The sequence below is a fragment of the Kingella oralis genome, from assembly GCF_014054985.1.
Classification (GTDB): Bacteria; Pseudomonadota; Gammaproteobacteria; order Burkholderiales; family Neisseriaceae; genus Kingella_B; species Kingella_B oralis.
The window spans coordinates 449,467-469,841 of the sequence record NZ_CP059569.1; the positions used below are offsets into that span (position 1 = coordinate 449,467).

The 20,375-nt window shown below is 53.5% G+C and carries 22 protein-coding genes; 15 read left to right on the plus strand and 7 right to left on the minus strand.

Annotation, left to right across the window (positions count from 1 at the left end):
- Positions 1-249: 249 nt before the first annotated feature.
- On the minus strand, positions 250-1,140 hold the full coding sequence (gene bamJ / locus H3L93_RS02400; protein WP_040558766.1) for a BamJ family beta-barrel-assembly machinery protein: 891 nt from the start codon (positions 1,138-1,140) through the stop codon (positions 250-252).
- A 212-nt stretch (positions 1,141-1,352) separates the two neighbouring features.
- Between bamJ and prmB the strand changes: the two genes are divergently transcribed.
- The 3 genes from prmB to bioB all read left to right on the plus strand — a co-directional run bounded on the left by prmB (position 1,353) and on the right by bioB (position 4,344).
- Positions 1,353-2,210, plus strand: a complete 858-nt coding sequence (gene prmB / locus H3L93_RS02405) for a 50S ribosomal protein L3 N(5)-glutamine methyltransferase (RefSeq protein ID WP_425484985.1) — start codon at positions 1,353-1,355, stop codon at positions 2,208-2,210.
- A gap of 444 nt (positions 2,211-2,654) precedes the next feature.
- Positions 2,655-3,158, plus strand: coding sequence for an rRNA maturation RNase YbeY (gene ybeY / locus H3L93_RS02410; RefSeq protein WP_003797378.1), 504 nt, complete (start codon positions 2,655-2,657; stop codon positions 3,156-3,158).
- A gap of 106 nt (positions 3,159-3,264) precedes the next feature.
- A complete protein-coding gene (gene bioB, locus H3L93_RS02415; RefSeq protein ID WP_003797377.1) occupies positions 3,265-4,344 on the plus strand; it encodes a biotin synthase BioB in 1,080 nt (359 codons plus the stop codon).
- Positions 4,345-4,372: 28 nt separating this feature from the next.
- Here bioB and H3L93_RS02420 read toward each other — a convergent pair whose 3' ends face one another.
- Positions 4,373-4,621, minus strand: a complete 249-nt coding sequence (locus H3L93_RS02420; protein WP_155803172.1) for a hypothetical protein — start codon at positions 4,619-4,621, stop codon at positions 4,373-4,375.
- A gap of 99 nt (positions 4,622-4,720) precedes the next feature.
- Between H3L93_RS02420 and ybiA the strand changes: the two genes are divergently transcribed.
- From ybiA to aspS, 11 genes are all read left to right on the plus strand, one after another.
- Positions 4,721-5,287 (plus strand): riboflavin biosynthesis intermediates N-glycosidase, encoded by a 567-nt coding sequence (gene ybiA, locus H3L93_RS02425; RefSeq protein ID WP_003797375.1) that lies wholly within the window; start codon positions 4,721-4,723, stop codon positions 5,285-5,287.
- Between the two features lie 37 nt (positions 5,288-5,324).
- Positions 5,325-6,194 (plus strand): CorC family transporter, encoded by an 870-nt coding sequence (locus H3L93_RS02430; protein WP_003797374.1) that lies wholly within the window; start codon positions 5,325-5,327, stop codon positions 6,192-6,194.
- A 95-nt stretch (positions 6,195-6,289) separates the two neighbouring features.
- Positions 6,290-6,835, plus strand: coding sequence for an RNA 2'-phosphotransferase (locus H3L93_RS02435; protein WP_003797373.1), 546 nt, complete (start codon positions 6,290-6,292; stop codon positions 6,833-6,835).
- 223 nt (positions 6,836-7,058) lie between these two features.
- Positions 7,059-8,003, plus strand: coding sequence for a class I SAM-dependent methyltransferase (locus H3L93_RS02440; protein ID WP_003797368.1), 945 nt, complete (start codon positions 7,059-7,061; stop codon positions 8,001-8,003).
- A gap of 147 nt (positions 8,004-8,150) precedes the next feature.
- The gene (locus H3L93_RS02445) at positions 8,151-9,275 is read left to right on the plus strand and encodes a phospholipase A (protein WP_155803171.1); all 1,125 of its coding nucleotides are present in this window, start codon (positions 8,151-8,153) and stop codon (positions 9,273-9,275) included.
- A 130-nt stretch (positions 9,276-9,405) separates the two neighbouring features.
- Positions 9,406-10,065, plus strand: coding sequence for a DUF502 domain-containing protein (locus tag H3L93_RS02450; protein WP_003797365.1), 660 nt, complete (start codon positions 9,406-9,408; stop codon positions 10,063-10,065).
- A 181-nt stretch (positions 10,066-10,246) separates the two neighbouring features.
- Positions 10,247-10,432, plus strand: coding sequence for a type II toxin-antitoxin system VapB family antitoxin (gene vapB / locus H3L93_RS02455; RefSeq protein ID WP_003797363.1), 186 nt, complete (start codon positions 10,247-10,249; stop codon positions 10,430-10,432).
- 14 nt (positions 10,433-10,446) lie between these two features.
- Positions 10,447-10,842: a type II toxin-antitoxin system tRNA(fMet)-specific endonuclease VapC gene (gene vapC / locus H3L93_RS02460; protein ID WP_281365026.1), complete on the plus strand. Its 396-nt coding sequence runs from the start codon at positions 10,447-10,449 to the stop codon at positions 10,840-10,842.
- A gap of 68 nt (positions 10,843-10,910) precedes the next feature.
- A complete protein-coding gene (locus H3L93_RS02465) occupies positions 10,911-11,498 on the plus strand; it encodes an NAD(P)H-dependent oxidoreductase (RefSeq protein WP_003797358.1) in 588 nt (195 codons plus the stop codon).
- A 79-nt stretch (positions 11,499-11,577) separates the two neighbouring features.
- Complete coding sequence (locus H3L93_RS02470; protein ID WP_003797357.1) at positions 11,578-12,513, plus strand: restriction endonuclease; 936 nt, start codon at positions 11,578-11,580, stop codon at positions 12,511-12,513.
- A gap of 110 nt (positions 12,514-12,623) precedes the next feature.
- Positions 12,624-14,432 (plus strand): aspartate--tRNA ligase, encoded by a 1,809-nt coding sequence (aspS, locus tag H3L93_RS02475; RefSeq protein WP_003797356.1) that lies wholly within the window; start codon positions 12,624-12,626, stop codon positions 14,430-14,432.
- Between the two features lie 80 nt (positions 14,433-14,512).
- Here aspS and iscA read toward each other — a convergent pair whose 3' ends face one another.
- The 5 genes from iscA to xerD all read right to left on the minus strand — a co-directional run bounded on the left by iscA (position 14,513) and on the right by xerD (position 18,200).
- Entirely contained in the window at positions 14,513-14,833 is a 321-nt protein-coding gene (iscA, locus tag H3L93_RS02480) for an iron-sulfur cluster assembly protein IscA (protein ID WP_003797353.1), read from the minus strand.
- Between the two features lie 74 nt (positions 14,834-14,907).
- Positions 14,908-15,291: a Fe-S cluster assembly scaffold IscU gene (gene iscU / locus H3L93_RS02485; protein ID WP_003797351.1), complete on the minus strand. Its 384-nt coding sequence runs from the start codon at positions 15,289-15,291 to the stop codon at positions 14,908-14,910.
- A 102-nt stretch (positions 15,292-15,393) separates the two neighbouring features.
- Entirely contained in the window at positions 15,394-16,611 is a 1,218-nt protein-coding gene (locus H3L93_RS02490) for an IscS subfamily cysteine desulfurase (RefSeq protein ID WP_003797349.1), read from the minus strand.
- A 110-nt stretch (positions 16,612-16,721) separates the two neighbouring features.
- Positions 16,722-17,168 (minus strand): Fe-S cluster assembly transcription factor, encoded by a 447-nt coding sequence (locus tag H3L93_RS02495; protein ID WP_003797347.1) that lies wholly within the window; start codon positions 17,166-17,168, stop codon positions 16,722-16,724.
- 129 nt (positions 17,169-17,297) lie between these two features.
- Complete coding sequence (gene xerD, locus H3L93_RS02500; protein WP_003797346.1) at positions 17,298-18,200, minus strand: site-specific tyrosine recombinase XerD; 903 nt, start codon at positions 18,198-18,200, stop codon at positions 17,298-17,300.
- A 414-nt stretch (positions 18,201-18,614) separates the two neighbouring features.
- Here xerD and H3L93_RS02505 point away from each other — a divergent pair, with 414 nt between their 5' ends.
- The gene (locus tag H3L93_RS02505; protein ID WP_040558761.1) at positions 18,615-20,168 is read left to right on the plus strand and encodes an L-lactate permease; all 1,554 of its coding nucleotides are present in this window, start codon (positions 18,615-18,617) and stop codon (positions 20,166-20,168) included.
- Positions 20,169-20,375: the final 207 nt, after the last annotated feature.

A 20,375-nucleotide genomic window follows, 5' to 3' on the forward strand; every position in this document is an offset into this window, starting at 1 on the left:
CCTGTGAGAGTTGATGGCGGGAAAACAACTGGCGGATTTTACCTGATGTTTGGGAAGTAATGTAAGCGTTTTTTAAGTTTTGTTAGCATCTTGCCGCGTGGCTTAACTTTTGCTGCGGTGTGCTGTTTTGCAAAGGTTTTGCGCGGCCATAAGGCAGCCTGAAAACAAGGCAGCCTGAAAAGTTGCGGCGCGGTTAAAAGAAAAACCGCTTTTCGTGGCATGAAAAGCGGTTGGCTGCCGTTAAAACGCTTATTTTTTGGCAGGCTGTTGCGCTTGTTGCATTTGTTGCTGCATTTGTTTGGCTTGTGCTTCTTGGGCGCGTTTTACCAATTTTTCGCCTTCGCCTTTTTGCACTTTGTTCACTTTGATGTCAAACACCAAAACAGAGTTGGCGGGGATGCTGCCTTGGCCGCGTTCGCCGTAAGCCAGTTTGGCGGGAACGTAAAGCGTGTATTCGCCGCCTTCTTTCATCAGCTGCAAGCCTTCCACCCAGCCTTGGATAAACGCGCCGTCCACAACGGGCGCGTCCATGGGTTGGTTGTTGTGGTTTTTGGTGCTGTCAAACACGGTGCCGTCGGTGAGGCGGCCTTCGTATTCCACGGTTACCAAATCGCCTTTGGCAACTTGCGCGCCGGTGCCTTCTTTGGTTACTTTGTATTGCAGGCCGGATTCGGTGGTTTTCACGCCTTCTTTGGCTTTGTTGTCTGCCAGGTATTTTTCGCCGGCGGCTGCGGTTTCGCTGGCTTGTTTTTTAGCGAATTCGTCCATTTTCTTTTGCACGCCTGCGATAGCGGTTTGGATTTGCTGTTCGTTTAATTGCGACGGCGTGCCTGCCATTTGGTCGTTGATGCCTTTGATAAGGGCTTCGGTATCCACGTCAACGCCGCTTTTTTTCAGCGTGTCGAGCTGGGCGCTCATGGCAAATTGGTAGCCCAGCAAGTAGCCCAGCTGTTTGCTTTCGGTTTCTAAGCCGGCAACGGGCGCGGCAGAAGCGGGCGCAGATGCTGCGCCTGATGCGGATGACGCTGCGGCGGGGGCGGCTGCGCCTGATGCGGCTTTGGGTTGCCCTGCGTTTTGGTTGCAGGCGGTCAAAGCGAGCGAAGCGGCGATGATGCTTAAAACAAGAGCGTGTTTTTTCATTTGTGTTGCCTTTTTTGCTTGGATTGAAAGGGCGCGATTATAGCGGTTTTTTATTTGTTGGCACATTCGTTTATAATGGTCTTTTCGTTTGCTTAACATTTTTATTGACAATGATTAACACAGCATCTAACCCGCAATGGCAGCCTGAAAACGGGCAACACGCGCCCGATTTGTTTAACGAAGCCTTAGGCAGCCTGAAAACGGTGCGCGATATGTTGCGCTTTGCGGTGAGCCGTTTTAACGAAGCGGGTTTGTTTTTCGGGCATGGCAGCGACAACGCGCACGATGAGGCGGCGTATTTGATTTTGCACACGCTGCATTTGCCGCTGGATACGCTGGAACCTTATTTGGACGCGGTGCTGCTACCGAGCGAGCGCGAAGCGGTGCTGGCTTTGGTGCAGCGGCGTGTGGAAGAGCGCGTGCCTGTGGCGTATCTGACCAATCAGGCTTGGCAGGGCGAATATGATTTTTATGTGGACGAGCGGGTGATTGTGCCGCGCTCGTTTGTGTATGAGCTGCTGGGCGAGCCGCTTGCGCCGTGGATTGAGTATCCCGAGCTGGTGCACCGCGCGCTGGATTTGTGCACGGGCAGCGGTTGTTTGGCGATTCAGATTGCCGACCATTACCCCGCCGCACAAGTGGACGCAGTGGACATCAGCTTGGACGCGCTGGAAGTGGCGGCGGTTAACGTGGAAGATTACGGGCTGCAAGAGCGCGTGAACCTAATCCACACCGATTTGTTTGAAGGCTTGGAAGGCACATACGATTTGATTGTGTCCAACCCGCCGTATGTGGATGCCGAGAGCGTGGCGGCGTTGCCCAACGAATATCTGCACGAGCCTGAATTGGCGTTGGGCAGCGGCGAAGACGGCTTGGATGCCACGCGCGAGATTTTGTTGCAGGCGGCGAAGTTTCTGAACCCCAAAGGCGTGTTGCTGGTGGAAATTGGGCATAACCGCGACGCGCTGGAAGCCGCCTATCCCGAACTGCCGTTTATGTGGCTGGAAACCAGCGGCGGCGACGGGTTTGTGTTTTTGCTCACGCGTGAGCAGCTTTTGGGGCAGGAATGATCGCGCGGTAGGCAGCCTGAAAACGCGGATGGGGTTTTCAGGCTGCCTCAGCATTCGCGCCCGCGTTTGGGCGTGGCTGGTTTCAGGCTAAAACCTTTGCAAACCTAAAATCAAACCAGAAATGTTAAATTCTCCGTCATTCCCGCGCAGGCGGGAATCTTGGTTAAACTGCAACAACGTTTTGTTTTTACAATAATTCCTGAACATCAAACAAGATTCCCGCCTGCGCGGAAATGACGGTATTTCTTAATTTTTCAGGCTGCCTCAACGCGGGCGCACTATAAGGCAGCCTGAAAAGCCTCCCCGCGTCCCCTACGGCTTGCTCGCAAGCTGTGCGCTGGCAAAAAATAACCAGAGGCAGCCTGAAACCACCTTGCGCTGTTGCCCATCGTTATGCTATTAACCGCCAGCCCTTTTTATCCACATAACCCAATCCGCAAAACCATGAAACAAGCCAAACAATTCCCCTTTCTCGCCATCCAAAAACAACGCTTTGCCTTTGCCTTTGACAACCAAAGCAGCGAGCGCAATCTTCCCAGCGAACGCCAGTTTTACCAATGGATTTGGCACGCGCTGAAACACGAATACCACCGCGCCGAAATCTCGTTGCTGCTGCTAGACGAAGCCGATGCCCGCGCCTACAACCGCGACTATCGCCAAAAAGACTATGCCACCAATGTGTTGAGCTTTGCGCTGAACGAGGGCGAAATGATGCTGCCCGCGCAAGATGATACGCTGCGCGGCGATTTAATCATTTGTCCGCAAGTGGTGCGCCGCGAAGCCACCGAGCAGGGCAAGCTGCTGGCGCATCACTACGCGCATTTGGTGCTGCATGGCACGTTGCATTTGATGGGCTACGACCACATCAACGACGACGAAGCCGAGGAAATGGAAGCGTTGGAAACCCGATTGCTGGCGCAGTTGGGCATTGCCAATCCGTATGAATAAATAGGCAGAATAGGCAGCCTGAAAGCCGTTTAGCCAAGCCAAAATGCCAATTTTGCCCTAGCCGCCCCCAGAGGCAGCCTGAAAACCCAATCTACAAGGAAACCCCATGACTTACCTACGCCCCGTTGCCCTGCGCCGCGCCGTTGCGCCCAAGCCGCACCCCACCGCCCAATATTGGAGCAAATGCCAAGTGGAAGGGCTGTTTAACCAGCCATTCTTGGAACTGGTTTTTCAGGCTGCCCAAGTGCACCGTGAACACTTTGACCCCCGCGCCGTGCAGCTTTCCACGCTGTTGTCGGTGAAAACAGGCGGCTGCACCGAAGATTGCGAATACTGCCCGCAATCCGCGCACTACCACACAGGCGTGGAAAAAACAGGGCTGATGGAAGTGGACGACGTGGTTGCCCTCGCCAAAATCGCCAAAAAACGCGGCGCGAGCCGTTTTTGCATGGGCGCGGCGTGGCGCAGTCCCAAGCCCGAAGACATCCCCCAGCTTGCCGACATGGTGCGCGCCGTGAAAGAAATTGGGCTGGAAACCTGCGGCACATTCGGCCTGCTCGACGAAGGCATGGCGCAAAGCCTGCACGACGCGGGGCTGGATTACTACAACCACAACCTAGACACCGACCCCAGCCGCTACAACGACATCATCCACACCCGCCGCCACGAAGACCGCATGGACACGTTGGGCAAAGTGCGCGAAGCAGGGCTAAAAATTTGCTGCGGCGGCATTGTGGGCATGAACGAAACCCGTGCCGAACGCGCAGGCTTAATCGCTAGCCTTGCTAATTTAGACCCGCAGCCTGAAAGCGTGCCGATTAACCAGCTCATCAAAATAGACGGCACGCCGCTTGCCGATGTGCCCGATTTGGATTGGACAGAATTTGTGCGCACTATTGCCGTGGCGCGGATTACCATGCCGCAAAGCTATGTGCGCCTATCCGCAGGGCGCGCCAATATGCCAGAAGCCATGCAAGCGATGTGTTTTATGGCGGGCGCAAATTCCATTTTCTATGGCGATACCTTGCTCACTTCGCCCAACCCCGAAGAAAGCGGCGACCGCGCCTTGCTCGCCAAATTGGATTTATATCCGCTAGGTAGCGAAGCGGAAAGCGAAGCCACAAGGCAGCCTGAAAACGAACAGGGCGGCTGCGGCTGCGGTTGCGCCTGCGCGGGGAAGCAATAGGCAGCCTGAAAATAGGGCAGCCTGAAACCTAAAATGGAGCGGCGGCGGCTCGCCGCCAAATGGCTGATAAAACAGAGCATGGCGGGTTTGCCAAGATGTCGGTGAGCCGCCGCGCCATCGGTGGCAGGTTTTGCAAAGATTTCAGCCTGAAATAACGTAGGCAAACCAGAAAGCCGCCAACCCGAATTGCATTTGCGCAGGCAACCGCATGGATGCTTTTCAGGCTGCCTTTGAAGTAAGCGGCGATGGCGCGGCTTGCCATGCGCCGTTTAACCAAGCCCCAAGCAGCGCAGTTTGCACCGCCCCTTGCATGCACGTTATTTTCAGGCTGCCGCAACGTTCAGCAAACGCCCCAACACCCCCAACGGAGTAACCCATGCCCGCTCTCTACGACCTCGCCGCCCTGCAAGACGCCTTCAAGCGCAAAGCCAAGCTCAAATACGTTTACTTCTGGGGGCACACGCCCAAGCAAAAAGGCATCGCCGACGAAGCCGTGTTCAGCCAATGGTATCCCGCCCCGTTTGAACTGGACGGCGAGCGCTACGCCACCGCCGAGCACTACATGATGGCAGAAAAAGCCCGCCTGTTTGGCGCAGACGACATCCGCTGCCAAATCTTGCAGGCGGGCAGCCCCGCGCAAGCCAAAGCCCTTGGGCGGCAAATCATCGGCTTTCAAGACGATATTTGGAACGCCCACCGCTTTGATATTGTGTGCCGCGCCAACCACGCCAAATTTTCGCAACACCCCGATTTAAAAACCTTTTTGCTGCAAACGGGTGAGCGCATTCTCGTGGAAGCCAGCCCTGTGGACAGCATCTGGGGGCATCGGCTTGGCGCAAGACGACCCCCGCGCCGAAAACCCGTTGCAATGGCAAGGCTTGAACCTGCTCGGCTTCGCGCTGATGAAAGTGCGCGACCAATTGCAGGCAGCCTGAAACAATAGGCAGCCTGAAACCCATTAACCACCGCAATCAAAAATTATGGACGACACCACCCCCCAACCCAAACCCACCCTGTTCAACCGCCTGTTCCACCGCGTTTCAGGCAGCATCGGCATCCCCGAAACCCCCGCCCAATGGCTGGATTTGCTGCACCAAGCCCAAGCGCAAAACAGCTTGGACGACGACACGCTGTTGCGCCTAGAAAACCTGTTCAAATTCAACCAACTATCCGTGCGCGATGCCATGATGACCCGCGCCCAAATGGACGTTATCAAAACCACAGACGGCATAGACCGCATCATCGCCTACGCCGTGGACACCGCCCATTCGCGCTTTCCCGTGATAGAAGAAGACAAAGACCACATCATCGGCATCCTGCACGCCAAAGACCTGCTCAAATGCACGCTCAACCCCGAGCAATTCAAGCTGGAACACATCCTGCGCCCCGCCGTGTTTGTGCCCGAGAGCAAATCGCTCAACAGCCTGCTCAAAGACTTCCAAACCCAGCGCAACCACATGGCGATTGTGGTGGACGAATACGGCGGCATCTCAGGCTTGGTAACGTTTGAAGACGTGATTGAGCAGATTGTGGGCAAAATTGAAGACGAGTTTGACGAAGACGACAGCGCGGATAACATCTTCCCCGTGTCCGCCGAGCGTTGGCGCATCAAAGCCACCACTGAAATCGCCGCCATCAACGAATACTTCGGCACGGATTTCAGCGACGAAGAAGCCGACACCATCGGCGGCTTAGTGATTCACGAGCTGGGGCATCTGCCCGTGCGCGGCGAGAAAGTCCAACTGGGCGATTTGCTGTTTAACGTTGCCCGCGCCGACAACCGCCGCCTGCACACGCTGATGGCAACGCGCCCCGGTCAAAAAACCGAAACCACGCCGAAAGCCGAATAACCAACGCAAGAGAGTAGGGCAGCTAGAAACCCCGTTTACCCCATTTTCAGGCTGCCTTATCCGTCCAATCGCAATCCAAAGGCAGCCTGAAAACCATGACCGACCCCCACGCCCCAACCAGCAAATTCCTCAGCTACATCCTGCGCCACCACCCCGAAAGCATCGGCATCACGCTAGACAGCCAAGGCTGGGCAAACATCGACACCCTGCTTGCCCAAGCAGCGCAACACAACCGCCCCATCAGCCGCGCGCAACTGCTGGAAATCGTCGCCACCAACCCCAAAAAACGCTTTACGCTCTCCGCAGACGGCAGCCAAATCCGCGCCGCGCAAGGGCATAGCACCGCCCAAGTCGCCATCGCCCACAACCCCGTTGCCCCGCCCAACACGCTGTACCACGGCACCGCCACCCGCTTTCTAGACAGCATCCGCAGCCAAGGGCTAATCGCAGGCAGCCGCCACCATGTGCACCTCTCCGCCGACATCCCCACCGCGCAAAAAGTCGGACAACGGCACGGCAAACCCATCGTGCTGCGTATCAACGCCGCCGCCATGCACGCCGCAGGGCACGCCTTTTATTTAAGCGACAACCAAGTCTGGCTCACCGACCACGTTCCCGCGCAATACATCAGCGAAGAATAGACAGCCTGAAACCTTTGTAAAACCCATGAGGCAGCCTGAAAAACAAGAAATGCCGTCATTCCCGCGTAGGAATGACGACATCTTGGGATTTGTAAAAGGTTCAGCCCAAAAACACACGCAGCCAATCATCCGCCAGAACACGCGTCTTGCCGCGTACCACGCCCCAGCCCAACCCTTGCCGCCCCCCAAGGCAGCCTGAAAATCCATTTACCCCATCCCCACCATGACCCAAATCAACGACCTTATCAACCGCATCGGCAAAACCCTCAAACACCAACTCAAATGGGCGCGCCGCCACAACCTAGAAGCATGGCGCATCTACGACCGCGATATCCCGCAATACCCCTTCGCCATCGATGTTTACCGCGACCACATCCACCTGCAAGAATACGACACAGGCTGGCAGCAAAGCCCCGCCGAGCGCAAAGCATGGCTGCTGGAAATCCTAGAAGCCATAGAACACATCACAGGCTTCCCCCAGCAAAACATCCATCTCAAACAACGCGCCCGCCAAAAAGGCAGCGCTCAATACCAAAAAACAGGCAAAACAGGCGAAGACTTCATCATCCAAGAAAACGGCCGCCAATTTTGGGTAAACCTAGACAAATACCTAGACACAGGGCTATTTCTAGACCACCGCAACACCCGCCAAAAAGTCGGCAGCATCGCCGCAGGCAAACGCTTTCTCAACCTATTTTCCTACACTGGCAGCTTCACCGTTTACGCAGCCACAGGCGGCGCCATCAGCAGCGAAACCGTTGATTTATCCAACACCTACCTAGAATGGGCAGAGCGCAATTTCGCGCTTAACAACATAGATTTAACCCTCCATCAAATCATCCGCGCCGACGTGTTCCCCTACCTGCAACAAGCCGCCCAACAGCGCAAACAATTTGACCTCATCGTTTTAGACCCGCCCAGTTTTTCCAACAGCAAAAAAATGCAAGACATCCTAGACATCCAGCGCGACCAAACCACCCTGATTAACGGCGCGATGGCACTGCTAGCAGCAGGCGGCACGCTCTATTTTTCCAACAACCTGCGCAGCTTTGAACTCAACCCCCAGCTTGAAGCGCAATACCGCATCCAAAACATCACCCGCCAATCCATCCCCGAAGATTTCCGCAACAAGAAAATCCACCAATGCTGGGAAATCCGCCACAAATGATTTTCAGGCTGCCCTTGTTGTCATGCATAAAGGCAGCCTGAAAACGAGCGAAGCTAAAACACCCCATCCGCCATTTTCAGGCTGCCCGACCATCCAAAATCAGTTAAAATGCGCCCCGTTTCAAACAACCTAATGCCCAGTAAACAAATGAAAAAAGCACTCCTGCTCACCATAATCAGCCTCGCCCCGCTTGCCCAAGCCGAAACGCAAAACGAAATCCCCCTGCTGCCCACCAACGCCCCCGCCAACAGCCCCGCCATCCCCGTCAGCGATGCCCAATCCTGCGTTGCCATCAGCGACCCCGCCACCCGTCTCGCCTGCTACGACCGCGCCTACACCGCCCCCAACCAAGCCGAACCCAAAAGCATAGACATCGCCCAAAGCCACGCCGCCAGCAAAGCCGCGCAAAGCCCGCAAATCGTCTTTGCCGAACCCAGCGCCGGCGAAATCTATTCCCCCCTGTCGCAACAATACGACCTCGACAAAAACAACGAAAACGGCGTATTCAGCATCCGCGAACACGAACCCATGTACATCATGCCCGCATGGTACCGCAGCTCGCCCAACTACACCCCCAGCACCCCCACGCGCGGCGTAGCCATCGATGCGGTTCACACCCAGCAAAAACGCATTGAAACCAAGATGCAAATCTCCCTGAAAACCAAAATCGCCGAAGACCTGTTCGGCACCCATGCCGACCTTTGGGCAGGCTACACCCAGCAATCCAACTGGCAAGTTTATAACCGCGGCAAAAAATCCGCCCCCTTCCGCAACAGTGACTACGCCCCCGAGCTGTTTATCACCCAGCCCGTCAAAGCCAACCTCCCCTTCGGCGGCAAACTGCGGATGCTCGGCGTGGGCTACATCCACCAATCCAACGGGCAAAGCCAGCCCCTGTCGCGCTCATGGAACCGCATCTACGCCATGGCGGGCATGGAATGGGGCAAGCTGTCGGTCATTCCCCGCATCTGGGCGCGGCTAGACCCCGGCGCCGATAAAGACGACAACCCCGACATCATGCGCTACATGGGCTACGGCGATTTGCGCCTCGCCTACCAGTTTGACAACAAACACGCCCTGTCCGGCACCCTGCGCTACAACCCCAAACACAACAAAGGCGCGGTGCAGCTCAACTACACCTTCCCGCTCAAAGGCAACCTGAAAGGCTATGTGCAAGGCTTCTACGGCTATGGCGAAAGCCTGATTGACTACAACCACAAACAAAAAGGCATCGGCGTAGGGCTGATGTTCAACGGCTGGGACGCGCTTTAATACCCACTCCAAGGCAGCCTGAAATTGCCCAACCCGCTTTCAGGCTGCCTCAACATCGCCCACCAAACCACCCGCAAAACGCGTATAATCCAGCCCTTCGCACTTCATCCCCCCGCACAACAAGCGCACCATGAGCATCGGCAAGTACCTCAAAAAATACCTTATCGCAGGGCTACTCGTATGGCTGCCCATCGCCGTAACCATCTGGCTCATCGGCTACATCATCAACGCCACTGACTGGCTCGCCAACCTTGTCCCACAAAAATGGCAGCCTGAAAACTACATCGGCTTTAACATTCCAGGGCAAGGCTTCATCATCGCCATCATCGTCTTGCTGATTACAGGCATCCTCGCCGCCAATATGCTCGGGCGCAAATTCCTGGAAGCATGGGACAGCCTGCTCGGACGCATCCCCGTGGTCAAATCCATTTATTCCAGCGTCAAAAAAGTATCCGAAAGCCTGCTGTCCGACAACGCCCGCTCGTTCCAAACCCCTGTGCTGATACCCTTTCCCCAGCCCAATATTTGGACGATTGCGTTTGTGTCGGGCGAAGTGCCGCAAGCCGTAGCCCAAGCCCTGCCCGAACCAACCGACTACGTTTCCGTGTACGTCCCCACCACGCCCAACCCCACAGGCGGCTACTACATCATGGTGCGGCGCAGCGACATCCGCCAATTCAACATGAGCGTGGACGAAGCCCTAAAATACGTTATTTCCCTCGGCATGGTGATGCCCAACGACCCGCACGTGATAGCGCAGCCTGAAAAAGCAGAAGCGAAAGAATCATGAGCAGCTACGCCCCGCCCAACCCCAGCCTATATAGCATCAACTCCCTATTATTGATAACCGCCTTGGCTGCGATTGGGCTGGTTTTATGGTGGTGGGAACATCACGATGATTAAGCGTTTTCAGGCTGTCTATAAACGAGATTAAAGGACAAATTCCATTAGACAATCCGCAAACCATTCATTTGCCTTATTCCGCCCGATTTGATGAACACGTTACTCATGTCAATGTGCGCGTAGTCGGCAACGAGCGCATTATCAGCCCCGCTAATCAAGTGTGGGACAGCTTCTTTTTAAGCGGCAACACCGCCAGCGCAGATTTTATGGCAGAGCGCGAAACGGCAGTGCAGCCTGAACGAGATGGTTTATAACCATGTTGAAATATATGCTTGATACCAATATCGTGATTTATGTGATGAAACAAAATCCGATTGAGGTATTGGATACATTTAACCGCCATGCTGCGCATCTTTGTATCAGTAGTATTACTGCCGCAGAATTGTATTATGGCGCAGAAAAAAGCAGCTTTCCTGAACGCAATCTACAACGTGCGGAAGATTTTATGTCGCGCTTGCAAGTTTTGTCATATGGCATAAAAGCTGCCACTCATTTTGGCAATATTCGTTATGAACTACAAAAACAAGGGCAACTAATTGGCGAAAATAATATGCACATCGCCGCTCATGCCCGCAGCGAAGGGTTGGTTTTAGTGAGCAATAATTTACGTGAATTTGAGCGGGTTGCGGGGCTAAGGTTTGAAAATTGGGTAACTTCACACTAAATTATGCCAATGCATCATACTGATAAATAACCCATTTCAGGCAGCCTGAAATCAAACTAAGGACACCCATGAACCTCCTCCTCATCAACGGCGGCAAAGCATTCGGACATTCACAAGGCAAACTCAATCACAGCCTACACACAATCGCACAAGAAACACTCACCGCGCTTGGGCATCGCACCCAAGAAACCGTGATAGAAAACGGCTACGATATCCAAGCAGAAGTAGAAAAAATCCTATGGGCAGATGCCGTCATTTGGCAAATGCCAGGTTGGTGGATGGGCGAGCCGTGGACAGTTAAAGAATACATGGACAAAGTATTTTCCGCAGGTGCAGGCAAATTATTTGCCAGCGATGGGCGACACAGCGCCACGCCCACCGAAGGCTACGGCACAGGCGGCTTGTTGCACGGCAAACACCATATGCTCTCGCTCACATGGAACGCCCCCATTGAAGCCTTTACCCGCGCGGGCGATTTTTTTGACGGCGCAGGCGTGGACGGCGTGTATTTGCATTTTCACAAAGCCAACGAATTTTTAGGCATGCGCCCGCTGCCTACCTTTATCTGCAACGATGTCATCAAAAACCCGCAGCCTGAACGCTATTTCGCCGATTACGCGCAGCATTTGACGCAAGTATTTGGCAAAGCAGAATAAGCCATTTCAGGCTGCCTAAGCGTTTTCAGGCTGCCTAAAAGAATGAATTTGATAAAGCTCAATCTATCCATTCCCCAATATGACTGTCCCATCTTTTGAAAATCTCCGTTTATATATTCTCAAACATTTAGCCAATGGTGGAATATGGCGCAAAGCCCAATTAGTTGAACCGATTGCAGCACATTTTAATTTGAGTGTCGAAGACATCGCACAAGAATACGAATCAGGCAACGGCGCGATATTGGCTGACCGCATCTCTTGGGCATTGAGCTATCTCGCGTTAAGCGGATTACTCACACGCCCCAAACGCGGTCATTACACGATTACCGATTTAGGCAAAAGATATGTGTCAAAAAGTGAAGCGGAAATTACTGCCTACATCAAACAAAAAATGGCAGAGCGCGAACAAACGCAAAAATTAGATAACCAAGAAATAACCGTTGGCGCAGAAGAAGTAAACATTACTCCCAAAGAACAACTTGAAGCCTCATTCCATGCCATTCGCCAAGAAGTTTACCGCGAAATTTTAGATACCATTTTAAGCAAAACATCGCAGGCTTTTGAAAAGCTAGTCATTGATTTATTGCAAAAAATGGGCTACGGCGGCAGGCTAGAAAAATCCGCCCAAGTAACGCGCCCAAGCCACGATGGTGGCATAGATGGCGAAATCCGCGAAGATGTATTAGGGCTAGGCAGAATTTTTATTCAAGCCAAACGTTATCAAACCGATGACACCATTGGTCGCCCTTACATTCAAGCATTTGTTGGCGCATTACAAGGACAACACGCCGATAAAGGTGTTTTCATTACTACGGCACGATATTCTGCCGAAGCCATTCATTATGCACAAAATCTTTCATCTACCCGAGTGGTCTTAATTGACGGCTTGCAATTAGCTGAATATATCTACCGCTATGATGTTGGTATGCAAACCGAGCAAACCTTTACCATTAAAAAATTAGACAGCGATTTTTGGGACGAAATGCCTGATGATGCAAATAAACCCATTAAATAGTCGCATAGACTACCTGAAAACACAGTAAAGCATTAAAATCCGCGTTTTCGTTTCAAGCAAACGCGCAACCGTTTTATTCAAACAATCTATCTTAATTTAGAAAGAAAACCATGCGTACCAACTACTGCGGCTTAATCAACGAAGCCTATCTAGACCAAACCGTAACCGTAAAAGGCTGGGTACACCGCCGCCGCGACCACGGTGGGGTTATTTTTATTGACCTGCGCGACCGCGAAGGCATCGTGCAAGTGGTGATAGACCCCGACACGCCCGAAGCCTTTGCGCTGGCCGATACCGCGCGCAACGAATTTGTATTGAGCATCACAGGGCGCGTGCGCAACCGCCCCGAAGGCACCACCAACGACAAAATGGTGTCAGGCAAAATTGAAATTCTCGCCAAAGAAATTGAGATTTTGAACCCCGCCGCCACGCCCCCCTTTATGATTGACGATGAAAACATCAGCGAAACCGTGCGCCTGCAAAACCGCGTGATTGACCTGCGCCGCCCCGTGATGCAGCGCAATTTGCGCCTGCGCTACCAAGTGGCAATGGGCGTGCGCCGTTACTTGGACGCGCAAGGCTTTATTGACATTGAAACGCCCATGCTCACACGCTCCACCCCCGAAGGCGCGCGCGATTACCTTGTGCCCAGCCGTGTGCATGCGGGCGAATTTTTCGCGCTGCCGCAATCGCCCCAGCTGTTCAAGCAACTGCTGATGGTGGCGGGTTTTGACCGCTATTACCAAATCACCAAATGCTTCCGCGATGAGGATTTACGCGCCGATAGGCAGCCTGAATTTACCCAAATTGACTTGGAAACCTCGTTCCTCAACGAAAACGAAATCATGGACATCACCGAGGGCATGGTGAAACAAATTTTCCACGACACCATGAACGTGGATTTGGGCGATTTCCCGCGTATGCTGTACAGCGAAGCAATGTTTAAATACGGCTCAGACAAGCCCGATATGCGCGTGTCGCTGGCATTCACCGAGCTAACAGACGTGATGAAAACGGAAGAGTTCAAAGTATTCCGCGCCGCTGCCGATATGCCCAACGGTCGCGTGGTTGCCTTGCGCGTGCCCAATGGCGCGAAATTGAGCCGCAAAGACATTGACGAATACACCAAATTTGTCGGCATTTACGGCGCAAAAGGCTTGGCGTACATCAAAGTGAACGATGTGAACAATTTGAGCAATGGCGAAGACAGCGGCTTGCAATCGCCGATTGTGAAATTCCTATCCGAAGGCTGCCTGAAAACCATTATTGAGCGCACAGGCGCGCAAAATGGCGATTTGATTTTCTTCGGCGCAGACAAAGCCAAAGTGGTAAACGAAGCGATTGGCGCACTGCGGATTAAAGTTGGACACGAACACGGCGCGGCCGACGGCTATTTTGTCGATGAATGGAAACCGCTGTGGGTAGTCGATTTTCCCATGTTCGAATACGACGAAGAGGAAAACCGCTACACCGCGATGCACCACCCGTTCACATCGCCCAAAGCGGGGCATGAAGATTTGATGGAAACGCAGCCTGAAAACTGCCTAGCCCGCGCCTACGACATGGTGCTCAACGGCTGGGAAATCGGCGGAGGCTCCATCCGTATCCACCGCGCCGAAGTGCAGGAAAAAGTGTTCGCTGCGCTGAAAATCACCCCCGAAGAGCAGCAAAACAAATTTGGCTTCCTGCTGGATAATTTGAAATTCGGCGCGCCACCACACGGCGGTTTGGCATTTGGCTTAGACCGCTTGGTAACGCTGATGGCGGGCGCAGAGTCTATCCGCGATGTGATTGCCTTCCCCAAAACGCAACGTGCCCAAGACTTGCTGGTGGACGCGCCCAACAGCGTGGACGAGAAACAGTTGCGCGAACTCAGCCTGCGCCTGCGCGTGAAAGCGGCGGAGAGCAAAGAAGCGTAACCGGCAGGCATGACAAAGGCAGCCTGAAAACGTTAAGTGCGTTTTCAGGCTGCCTTTATTATGTTTAAAGCGCGTTGCGTTTAAACGTGGAAACTTTCCCCGCAGCCGCAGCTTTCTTTGGCGTTGGGGTTTTCAAACTTAAACCCCTCTTGCAAGCCCTCTTTGGCAAAGTCCACTTGCGTGCCGTCCAAGTAAACCATGCTTTTGGGGTCAATAAACACTTTCACGCCGTCTTGCTCAAACACTTGGTCTTCGGGCTGGATTTCATCCACAAATTCAAGCGTGTATGCCATGCCCGAGCAGCCGCTGGTTTTCACGCCGATGCGAATGCCCTCGCCTTTGCCACGATTGGTAAGAAATTTGCGGATTTGTTTAACCGCATTTTCGGTGATGGTAATCATGTTTTATCCTTTAATTTGGCTGATAAAAGGCAGCCTGAAACGCGAAAATTCAGCTTTCAGGCTGCCTGAAAACCTCATGCGCCTTGCTTTTTGCGGTAATCCGCCACCGCCGCTTTCACCGCGTCTTCCGCCAAAATGGAGCAGTGGATTTTCACGGGCGGCAGTTCCAATTCTTCGGCAATTTCGCTGTTTTTAATCGCCAGCGCATCGTCCAGACTTTTGCCTTTCACCCATTCGGTAATCAGGCTGGAAGAGGCGATTGCCGAGCCGCAGCCGTAGGTTTTGAATTTGGCGTCTTCAATGATACCCGCATCGTTTACCTTGATTTGCAGGCGCATCACGTCGCCGCAGGCGGGCGCGCCCACCATGCCGGTGCCGACATCGCTGTCGTCTTTGTTGAATGTGCCCACGTTGCGGGGGTTTTCGTAATGGTCAATGACTTTGTTGCTGTATGCCATGGTTTTGGTTTCCTTGTTTGGTTTGTTGTTGAATAAAGTTTTTGCTTTTGGCTGCGGTCAAATGCGCTTCGCTTGTTTTCAGGCTGCCTGAAACTTACGGAATCAATGTGCCGCCCATTCCACCGTGTTCAAATCCACCCCTTCTTTAAACATCTCCCATAGCGGCGATAATTCGCGCAGTTTGCCGATTTTGGATTTAATCAATTCGGCAGCAAATTTCATGTCTTCTTCGCTGGTCATGCGCCCGAATGTGATGCGTAGCGATGAATGGGCGAGTTCGTCGTTGCGCCCCAACGCGCGCAAAACGTAGCTGGGTTCTAGGCTGGCGGACGTGCAAGCCGAGCCGCTGGATACGGCGATTTCTTTCACCGCCATAATCAGGCTTTCGCCTTCCACAAAGTTGAAGCTCACGTTCAAATTGGTGGCGACGCGGTGTTCCAAATCGCCGTTGATATACACTTCTTCGATGCCCGCGATGCCGTCCAAGAAAATTTGGCGCAGTTTGAGCGCGTGGGCGATGTCTTTGTCTAAATCTTGTTTGGCGATGCGGAAGGCTTCGCCCATGCCAACGATTTGGTGGGTGGGCAAGGTGCCGCTGCGAAAGCCGCGCTCGTGCCCGCCACCGTGCATTTGCGCTTCTAGGCGCACGCGGGGTTTGCGGCGCACATACAATGCGCCGATGCCTTTGGGACCGTAGATTTTGTGGGCAGACATGGAAAGCAGGTCAATATTGCCTGCTTCTACGTCCACGGGCGTTTTGCCGCAGGCTTGGGCGGCATCCACATGGAACACGATTTTGTGTTCACGGCAGATTTTGCCGATGGTGGGGATGTCTTGAATCACGCCGATTTCGTTGTTCACCCACATCACGGAAACCAGAATGGTGTCGGGGCGGATGGCGGCTTTGAGTTCGTCCAAATCAATCAGGCCGTTTTCTTTTACGCCCAGATAGGTTACTTCAAAGCCTTGGCGTTCCATTTCGCGCATGGTGTCCAACACGGCTTTGTGTTCGGTTTTAACGGTAATCAGGTGCTTGCCTTTGGTTTTGTAGAACTGGGCCGCGCCTTTGATGGCGAGGTTGTCGGATTCGGTTGCGCCGCTGGTGAAGATGATTTCTTTGGGGTCGGCGTTGATGAGCGCGGCGATGTGGGCGCGGGCTTCTTCCACCGCTTCTTCGGCTTCCCAGCCGTAGGCGTGGCTGCTGGATGCGGGGTTGCCGAATTTATCGGTGAGATAGGGCAGCATTTTTTCCAGCACGCGCGGATCCAGCGGGGTGGTGGCGGCGTAGTCTAGGTAGATGGGGCGTTGGGGCGTGGTCATGATGTGTTTCCTTATGGTTGTGTTGTGAAAAGGGATTGTTGGTTTGGTTGCGTTGCCGTTTCAGGCTGCCTTTGGGGCTGATGCGTTGGTTTTGCGCTTTTCAGGCTGCCTCAAACGTGGATATGGGTGAGCGTTACCACGTGTTCTTTGGGCGTTTGGTCTTGGGCGATGAGGTGGGCGAGGGTTACGCTGCTTAAATGGTTGTGGATGGTGTGGTTCAGGCTTTCCCATAGGTTGTGGGTGATGCAGGGCGCGCCGCCGTGGCAATCGGCTTTGCCGCTGCATTGGGTGGCATCTAGCCTATCTTCGGCGGCGGTGATGATTTGGGCGATGTTGATTTGGCCGGCGGGTTTGCCCAGCACATAGCCGCCGCCCGGCCCGCGCACGCTTTCCACTAATCCTGCGCGCCGCAGCTTGCTGAACAGTTGTTCCAAATAGGAAAGTGAGATTTTTTGGCGTTCGCTGATGGCGTTGAGTTTGACGGCGTTGTTTTGCGCGTTCATCGCCAAATCAACCATGGCGGTTACGGCGAAACGTCCTTTGGTGGTTAATCTCATGGGGTGTTCCTTGTGGCTTGGTGGGGCGAGATTGTGCTATTTCTGAGTGATTTAGTCAAGTATAACGCGCTTATAAAACATAGACGTAAATAGGCAGCCTGAAAACACACTACCCCGTTTTCAGGCTGCCTATCCTTTGGCGCGCGGATGAAATTTGTCCACCACTTGCTTCAAGCGTTCGTTGGCAACGTGGGTGTAGATTTGCGTGGTGGCGATGTCGGCGTGCCCCAGCAGTGTTTGCACCACGCGCAAATCGGCGCCGTGGTTCACCAAATGCGTGGCAAAGGCGTGGCGCAAATCGTGCGGCGAAATATGCGGCATGCCTGCTTGCTCGGCGTAGCGCGAAACCGCCATCCAGGCCAGTTGGCGGCTGATGCCCGTTTTCTTTTGTGACACGAATACGGCTTCGCAGCGGGCGTTTTTCAACAACGCGGGGCGGGCGTGTTGCAGATAGTGTTCCAGCCAGTAAACCGCTTCTTCGCCCATCGGCACGATGCGCTGTTTGTCGCCCTTGCCGATGGTGTTCACCATGCCGCTTTGCAGGTTGATTTCGTTTAATTGCAGCCCCACCGCTTCGCTCACGCGCAAACCTGTGGCGTAGATGAGTTCCAGCAGGGCTTTGTCGCGCAGGCCGTGCGGCGTTTCGGTGTCGGGCGCGTTGAGCAGGTCGGTGATGTGTTGCTCGGTGATGATGGGCGGCAGGGTGCGCGCTTGCTTGGCGGTGCGCAAATCGCGGCAGGGGTTGTCGCTGCGCTGCCCGGTTTCTTCCAGCCATGCGTAGAGCCGTTTGCAGGCGGATAGGGCGCGGGCTTGCGAGCGCGGCTGCTCTTGGGCAACGTAAATCGCGGCCGCCAGTTGCACGGCATCGGTGGTTTTCAGACTGCTGTGTTCGTTTGCCAGCCGCGTGGCGATTTTGGTCAAATCGCGGCGGTAGGCATCCAGCGTGTTTTGCGATAGGCGCTCTTGCAGCCAAAGGTGGTCTAGCAGGCGGGTGATGCAATCTAAATCGGCATTTAAATCGGCGGTGGGCATTTTCAGGCTGCCTTTGTAATGAAATGTTGTAATTTAATGAAACTGCGTTCGTTATGTTTTGTTAAAACGAAATGGGTAAACAGAATAGGGCGGGCGAAACGATAGGGCGGATAAGGCGGTAATCTGCGCTGTGTGGCGCGAATGGTTGTGTTGTAATTGAGTTTTGGCTTGGTAGTCAATTTTAACAAAACTTTTCAAAATGAATTGACAAACTACATGTAATTACACACAATACGCGCCTACTTCGCAGCGGAGTTTGCCCGCGTGGCTGCAAAACGTGGGCTTAATCATTTTCAACCTTGCGCGTTGCGCTGCGGTATACCCCTTTATACCCAAATCAAAGATTTGGACAAAGGGGCAAGGCTGCCTCAAATAAGGCAGATAACGATAACAAAAGTTCAGGAAAACACAACCATGAGCATTTTTCTCTCCATTTTCCCCATTTTATTACTGATTGTTTTGATGATAGGCGTGAAGCTGCCGGGCGACAAAAGCGCGGTGCTGGCGGTTTTGTCTGCCGTGCTGATTGCGATTTTTGCCGTGCCAAACGTGAGCGGCTTCACCCCGCCGCAAGGCTACGGCGCAAGCTATGTGGGCTGGGCGTTTGTGGAAGGCATTTTAAAAGCCGTGTTCCCCATTTTAATCATTATTTTGATGGCGTTGTTCAGCTACAATATTTTGCTGGAAAGCAAGCAAATTGAAGTGATTAAACAACAGTTTACCAATATTTCCAGCGATAAGCGCATTCAGGTGTTGCTGATTGTGTGGGGCTTTGGTGGCTTGCTGGAAGGTATGGCGGGCTTTGGCACAGCGGTGGCGATTCCTGCGGCTATTTTAATCGGCTTGGGCTTTTCACCACGCTTTTCGGCGCTGGTTTCGTTGATTGGCAACAGCGTGGCAACGGGCTTTGGCGCGGTGGGCGTGCCGGTGATTACCTTGGCAAAAGAGGTGTTTGGCTCGGAAGTTACCGCGCAGCAAACGCAAGCCTTGGCGGGTAATGTGATTTTTCAATTGTTTGCGCTGATGTTTTTGGTGCCATTTGTGATTTTGCTGCTCACCGATACGTCTAAAAAATACATCGTGCCCAATATCATGCTGGCAGCGGTGGTGGGCGGCTTGTCGCTGGCGGTGCAATTTTGCGCGGCGTATTTTATCGGCGCGGAAACGCCGGCCATTTTGGGCAGCATTTCCTGCATCGTGTTCATCGTGTTATACGCCAAAATGACCGAGAAAAAAGACCCCGATGCCAAACCGCTTACCCTTGGGCAAATGGGCAAAGCGTGGGCGGTGTACGGCTTTATTTTGGTATTTATTTTGTTGGCAAGCCCGCTGTCTGGCCCGATTAGCACGTTTTTGAAAACGACTTTGGTGAGCAAAATTCATTTGCCGATTTACGCCGAAGGCAAAACGTTTAACTTCGGCTGGCTGTCTAACGCGGGCTTGATGCTGTTCCTCGGCGCGTTTATCGGCGGCTTGGTGCAAGGCGTGTCGGCGGGCAAACAGTTCCAAATTTTGGGCGCAACGCTGAAAAAAATGAAAGCATCGGGCATCACCATCATCAGCTTGGTTGCCATGAGCGCGATTATGAGCCACAGCAGCATGATTGTGGTGATTGCCGACGGCTTGGTAAACGCCACGGGCAATTTTTATCCGCTGTTTGCGCCTTTGGTGGGGGCAATCGGCACGTTTGCCACAGGTAGCGATACTTCGTCTAACATCTTGTTTGGCAAGCTGCAAGCGGCGGTTGCCGACAAAATTGGCGTAAACAAAGCATGGCTGGCGGCGGCAAACACCGCTGGCGCAACAGGCGGCAAAATCATTTCGCCGCAAAGCATTGCCATCGCCGCTGCGGCGTGCGAGCAGCAAGGGCAAGAAGGCGCGTTTTTGCGCTCCGCCATGCCTTATGCCGCGGCTTATGTGTTGATTGCGGGGATTACCGTTTACTGTTTTGCCGCGCTGGCGTTGTGATGCGGTGAATCCGTTTTCAGGCTGCCTTGGGAAACCATATCAAGGCAGCCTGAAATTTTTGTAAAACCTGCAACAGCTAACTCGTTTTCAGGCTGCCTGCGAACTACATTGAGGCAGCCTGAAAACCTTATCGCGCGGATAAACCATCATGCGTATAATCCGCCGCTGATTGGTTTCAGGCAGCCTGAAAGTCGGGCAGCCTGAATT

Bases quoted from the DNA above. Each gene is read 5' to 3' on its own strand.
- bamJ (WP_040558766.1), bottom strand. From the start codon at position 1,140: ATGAAAAAACACGCTCTTGTTTTAAGCATCATCGCCGCTTCGCTCGCT.
- prmB (WP_425484985.1), top strand. From the start codon at position 1,353: ATGTTGCGCTTTGCGGTGAGCCGTTTTAACGAAGCGGGTTTGTTTTTC.
- ybeY (WP_003797378.1), top strand. From the start codon at position 2,655: ATGAAACAAGCCAAACAATTCCCCTTTCTCGCCATCCAAAAACAACGC.
- bioB (WP_003797377.1), top strand. From the start codon at position 3,265: ATGACTTACCTACGCCCCGTTGCCCTGCGCCGCGCCGTTGCGCCCAAG.
- ybiA (WP_003797375.1), top strand. From the start codon at position 4,721: ATGCCCGCTCTCTACGACCTCGCCGCCCTGCAAGACGCCTTCAAGCGC.
- H3L93_RS02430 (WP_003797374.1), top strand. From the start codon at position 5,325: ATGGACGACACCACCCCCCAACCCAAACCCACCCTGTTCAACCGCCTG.
- H3L93_RS02435 (WP_003797373.1), top strand. From the start codon at position 6,290: ATGACCGACCCCCACGCCCCAACCAGCAAATTCCTCAGCTACATCCTG.
- H3L93_RS02440 (WP_003797368.1), top strand. From the start codon at position 7,059: ATGACCCAAATCAACGACCTTATCAACCGCATCGGCAAAACCCTCAAA.
- H3L93_RS02445 (WP_155803171.1), top strand. From the start codon at position 8,151: ATGAAAAAAGCACTCCTGCTCACCATAATCAGCCTCGCCCCGCTTGCC.
- H3L93_RS02450 (WP_003797365.1), top strand. From the start codon at position 9,406: ATGAGCATCGGCAAGTACCTCAAAAAATACCTTATCGCAGGGCTACTC.
- vapC (WP_281365026.1), top strand. From the start codon at position 10,447: ATGCTTGATACCAATATCGTGATTTATGTGATGAAACAAAATCCGATT.
- H3L93_RS02465 (WP_003797358.1), top strand. From the start codon at position 10,911: ATGAACCTCCTCCTCATCAACGGCGGCAAAGCATTCGGACATTCACAA.
- H3L93_RS02470 (WP_003797357.1), top strand. From the start codon at position 11,578: ATGACTGTCCCATCTTTTGAAAATCTCCGTTTATATATTCTCAAACAT.
- aspS (WP_003797356.1), top strand. From the start codon at position 12,624: ATGCGTACCAACTACTGCGGCTTAATCAACGAAGCCTATCTAGACCAA.
- iscA (WP_003797353.1), bottom strand. From the start codon at position 14,833: ATGATTACCATCACCGAAAATGCGGTTAAACAAATCCGCAAATTTCTT.
- iscU (WP_003797351.1), bottom strand. From the start codon at position 15,291: ATGGCATACAGCAACAAAGTCATTGACCATTACGAAAACCCCCGCAAC.
- H3L93_RS02490 (WP_003797349.1), bottom strand. From the start codon at position 16,611: ATGACCACGCCCCAACGCCCCATCTACCTAGACTACGCCGCCACCACC.
- H3L93_RS02495 (WP_003797347.1), bottom strand. From the start codon at position 17,168: ATGAGATTAACCACCAAAGGACGTTTCGCCGTAACCGCCATGGTTGAT.
- xerD (WP_003797346.1), bottom strand. From the start codon at position 18,200: ATGCCCACCGCCGATTTAAATGCCGATTTAGATTGCATCACCCGCCTG.
- H3L93_RS02505 (WP_040558761.1), top strand. From the start codon at position 18,615: ATGAGCATTTTTCTCTCCATTTTCCCCATTTTATTACTGATTGTTTTG.